At 58.6% G+C, this 4708-nt stretch carries 3 protein-coding genes; all 3 read left to right on the top strand.

Annotation, left to right across the window (positions count from 1 at the left end; all coding sequences use genetic code 11):
• Positions 1-411: sortase (locus ACR0P8_RS08685; RefSeq protein WP_432624690.1), on the top strand; the 411-nt coding region annotated here is incomplete at its 5' end.
• A gap of 633 nt (positions 412-1044) precedes the next feature.
• Positions 1045-3162, top strand: coding sequence for a SpaA isopeptide-forming pilin-related protein (locus ACR0P8_RS08680; protein ID WP_432624689.1), 2118 nt, complete (start codon positions 1045-1047; stop codon positions 3160-3162).
• A gap of 202 nt (positions 3163-3364) precedes the next feature.
• The gene (locus tag ACR0P8_RS08675) at positions 3365-4666 is read left to right on the top strand and encodes a class C sortase (RefSeq protein WP_432624688.1); all 1302 of its coding nucleotides are present in this window, start codon (positions 3365-3367) and stop codon (positions 4664-4666) included.
• The last annotated feature ends 42 nt before the right edge of the window (positions 4667-4708 follow it).

Raw genomic sequence — 4708 nt, 5'->3', positions numbered from 1 at the left:
GTGCTCGACGAAACCTACACGTACAAGGTGGACCAGATTTCGGTGGTGCTGCCGAGCGAGATCAGCAAACTCAACATCGAGCAGGGGCGCGACTATGCCACGCTAATCACCTGCACGCCGTACGGGGTGAACTCGCACCGGCTGCTGGTGCGCGGGCACAGGATTCCGAATCCGAAGGTGCCGGACAAGACGCAGTACGACGAGCCGGGAGAGATGACGACCGTGGCGGCGGTCGTGGTTGGGCTGCTGGTGCTGATTATTGGCTGTGCTGTTGTGTGGTTGGCCGGGCTGTGGCGGCGGTCGTGGCTGATTCGGCATGGGCAGGTGGCCGGTGCCGCGTTGGTGGGTGGCCGTGCGGGTGGTGTTCGTGCAGGCGGTGGCCCGCGTCACTCGTCTGGTGTGCGTGCGTGAGTGGTGCTAGTGGTTATTGCTTGGAATGCTGGTGGTGCTGGTAACTGCAGGGGCTAGTACTGGGGGTGCTGACACCTGTATGACGGTACCGCATGTACGGGTGGTACCGTGCGTGGTGATACGTATGCAGTGTGTATGACGGACTGCAGTGTTCGTTCAGCGTACGGGGGCGGTTTGGAGGATGTGACAACGTTTGCTGTATTTGCCGCTTCTGTTGTGCGCCGATGATGAGACGAAGAGGTCTATATAGTACATAATTGCCCCCGATATACACCGTTGTGCTGGAAATCTACCCCCTATAAGACTTTACGTGGTTTTGACAAAGGAAATGAAAACGTTTAGGCTAGGTAGTGCTTTTGACACTATGGCAACGCTTTGCCGAGGCAGGTTGTCGTAATGAGGCGATTCTGTTAGCGGCGAATGTTGGCGCGGCGCGCAAAAGGGGAAGCAGGGATGCTTCCATGACGTACACGAAGGAACAGCCAAGGAGCGAATTAGGGCGTACTGCGATGTGCGGCGTTGTGCGAGGCGTGCGCGTTGTCTTGACGGTCTCGTGAAGAGGCCTTACGACGAGGTCTCGGAAGAGATCTTGCGGAAAGGTTTTGGACGAGGCCCTACGGAAAGGAGAAAGAGATGAACGCGAATCTGAGAAGAATGGTCTCGGGCATTGCGGCCCTGGGCATCGCGCTGAGCGGCATGGCGCTTGGCGCCGGGTCCGCTTGGGCTGGCGAAGGCGGCGGTAATGGCGCCTACCCAAGCGTTGCGATTGGTGACGAAGCCATTGGAACGATCACCATCAGCGGCGGTGAGATTGAGCACACGTTCAACGGGTACCGTCTCGGCTACCTCACCTCGATTTCGTATGACGAGAACGATGTGATGACCGGATATACGCTGGAAACTACCAAAATATATAAGGATGCGATTAAGACAGCTCTGGGGAACATCACGGTTGATAACCAAACGTTGCTGGCGTCCTACCAAGCAGATAATAGCTACTGTGCTAAAGAATGCGCTGATAGTGTTGCGGCTGGTGCAGGTGACCCGAATCCGCTTGGCTGGTTCTTTGCGAACTATGGTGATGATGGTTTGTTTGAAGCTGATGATACGTATGAAGACGAGGCCAACTGGGGTGGCGATGCCAAGGACGGCAGCAATGCTTCCGTATTGCGTCAGTTCGCCACCGAGGTGTCCACAGCCATCAAGGGCATGGATTCTACGTCGGCTGATGTTCAGAGCTTGACCAGTTCTGAAGACGGACGGGAAAATACAGTCCCCCAGGGCTTCTATCTGCTGCGCGATACAACGACTATTGGTGCGGGCACTGATGCCAAGGAAGACACGAAGAAGGAAACCCAGTCCGCTCCGATCCTTGTTTCCACCACCTACACTGTCAACATTCCAGTTGCTGGTGAAGATGGGGAAGGCAATCCCACGACGGAAAACGAGGATGTGACGTTTACCTCTGACGGAACAAACGACTTGGGACAGGTTTCTCTGAAGAACTCTACGCCGACCGTCACCAAGAAAGTCGTGACGGATGAGAATGGTACAACAGCTCAGAATCAGCCCGACTACGCTGTAGGTGACACCGTGTATTACAAGTTGACCGCTACGCTGCCGTACTACACCGGTTATGCTGCCAATGCGACTGACCTCACCAAAGGCCGTGTCTACAAGATCACCGATATCGCATCCAAGGGTCTGACTGTGGATACTGGTACCATTCGTGCTGCGGGTGAGGGTGCTGTGGTTTCCGTTAAAGTCACAAGCGGTAACACGACGCAGGAACTCGTGAAGGGCACGGACTACACCGTGACGACCGAGTCCATTACTGATGGCAATGCTCCGTACAAGGGCGGCAAGACCACCACCATCGATCTCGCCAAGTATGTCAACCTTGCTGATGGAACCAAGTCTGAGGCGGACAAGATTCTTGAGGGCGGCACTGTCACAGTGATTCTCAAGGCCACGCTGAATAACAACGCGCTGATCTCCGATAGCGCCAACGCTCAGGGCAACCCGAGCAAGGACAGCCTGACCTACTCCAACGAGCCGGAGGACCTGACCCAGACCCACACCACTCCGGGCGATGAGGTCAACGTGTACACCTACCGTTTCCGTCTGCATAAGACCGACAAGGCCGGTGAAGCTTTGGGAGGCGCGACCTTCCACGTGAGCGCCCCGGGCGATGCCACCAAGTGGCTGGCATGGGTTGATGATGAAGAAGGCGAGAATGCAGGCGCGTGGAGCTACGTGGATGATGAAAGCGATGCCACTAACTTCACCTCTGATGATGAAGGCAATGTGGTTGGTCTGATTGAACCCGATGGGGAAAATGAAGAAGACAGCACTATCAACCTGGATCGTCTCGATTCCGGCACCTACACCGTGAAGGAAACCGAGGCACCGGAGGGTTACACCCAGGCGTTCCTGCCGAAGTTCACCTTCACCATCGACTCGACTACGGGCGACGAAGCTGACGGTCAAAAGACCATCACCGGCGCCACGTTCTCTGATGCTGCCGGCGATGACAAGGGCTATGTGACCGATTCCTCCGCAATCGCTGACGGTGATGACGAGGGCGCATGGCAGTACACCGTCTACAACGCCAAGAACCTGACCCAGCTACCGATGACCGGTGGCGCGGGCCTGGCGGCCGTGATCGCGGTCGGTGTGCTGCTGGGTGGTGCTGGCGCGGCCGCCGCAGTCCGCTCCCGCAAGTCCAATACCAGGGCCGTGCGAGCCTGACCAACCGGAGTTCCGCTTAGCGGTCGCTCCCAACCCAACCTAAAACAACCCATGAGGGGTGGAACCCAGTTCCACCCCTCTATGCGTGTCGCCGCGACTCGTCCGCCGATTGTCCGACGATTGGGTCAGAAAAATCCGCACAACTATCGCGGTGCAAAGGAATACGGCATCGCGTCCAGTAAAGCAATACGAAGGAATGCATATGAGCAGTAAGCGTGCGCGTAAAACGGGCGAAATCGTGGCCCGACTGCGCAGCATGCTCACTTCCCTTATGTCAAGGTTTTCCGGTGCTTCAGCGGTGTTGGGTAACGTAGCTGCGTCGGGTTCTTCGAGCGATTCCGCCGCCATTGATTCCGCCACATTGGCTGTTGCGGACAATTCGTCGGATATCGCTTCGAATTCCGCCGCCGAAACCGTCGACTTTCCTACGTGGGAGCACATCCTCGGCATCGACGAGGAAGGCCGCGCCGAACGTGAAGCTGAACATCGCGAAAAACGCCATTCCTCGTTCTTCGGTATCCTCGCCGTATTGCTCATCGCCGGATCCGTGCTGGTCGTAGGCACGCCGTTCGCCATGCGGGCGCTCGAGCGCAGCCAAGTCGACAATGTGTCCAGCCAAACCGCCAAAACCGTGGCCGGATGGCCATACCAGAAAGTCAAAGCGGCGCTCGCCGCAGCGCGCGCGTACAATCAGCGGCTCGCAAAAACTAGTCAAAGCGTCATAGGGGAGGCGCGTGATCCGCTGGAGGCGCCGGATGCGGACGGTGCTGGGGCTGGAAGCTCTGGGGGTGCTGGGCGCAGCGGCAATGCGAATAGCGATGCGAGCGGCAGCGCGCCCAGCAGTGCGTCCAGCAATGCGAACAGCAGCGGCGACGACTCCCTCGCCGCCCAAGACAAGGAATACCAAAGCCTGCTCGACGTCGGCGAAGGCGTAATCGGCACCGTGCGCGTCCCCAAAATCTCCGTCAATCTACCCATCTACCACGGCACCAGCGACGACGTGCTCGCACGCGGAATCGGCCATCTCTACGGTACCTCGCTGCCGGTAGGGGGTAAAAATACGCATGTCGTGCTCACTGGGCATCGCGGCCTCGTGAACGCCGAACTGTTCACGCGACTCGACGAACTGCGCAAAGGCGACGTCATGTACATCGACGTGCTGGGCGAAACGCTCGGCTACAAGGTGGACCGCATCAGCGTGATCAAGCCCAACGAAGTGGACAAGCTCAAAGTGGTGCCCGGTGAGGACCGCCTCACCCTCATGACCTGCACGCCGTACGGGGTGAACACGCACCGGCTGCTGGTCTCCGGAGTGCGCGTGGCGATCCCGCATGCGAAGGCCGCTTCGGACGGCGCCAAAGATGCCCGGGCCATGGCGGTGCGCGTGGCGATCGGCATCGGGTGCGCGGTGCTGGGCATGTGGCTGTGGCTCGGGCTCCTCAACCCGCGGCGCGACCAGTGGATGCTGATCCAGCACGCCGCGTCGCGGCCCGACTGGGTGTGAGTGTGCTGTGGCAGGCGCGAAGTGTGCGGTGGAGTTTCGTAG

Origin of the sequence: Bifidobacterium sp., from assembly GCF_050874245.1 — a bacterium.
GTDB lineage: Bacteria > Actinomycetota > Actinomycetes > Actinomycetales > Bifidobacteriaceae > Bifidobacterium.
The sequence above is the reverse complement of the archived record's forward strand: the minus strand, read 5'-3'. Positions and strand labels throughout refer to the sequence as shown.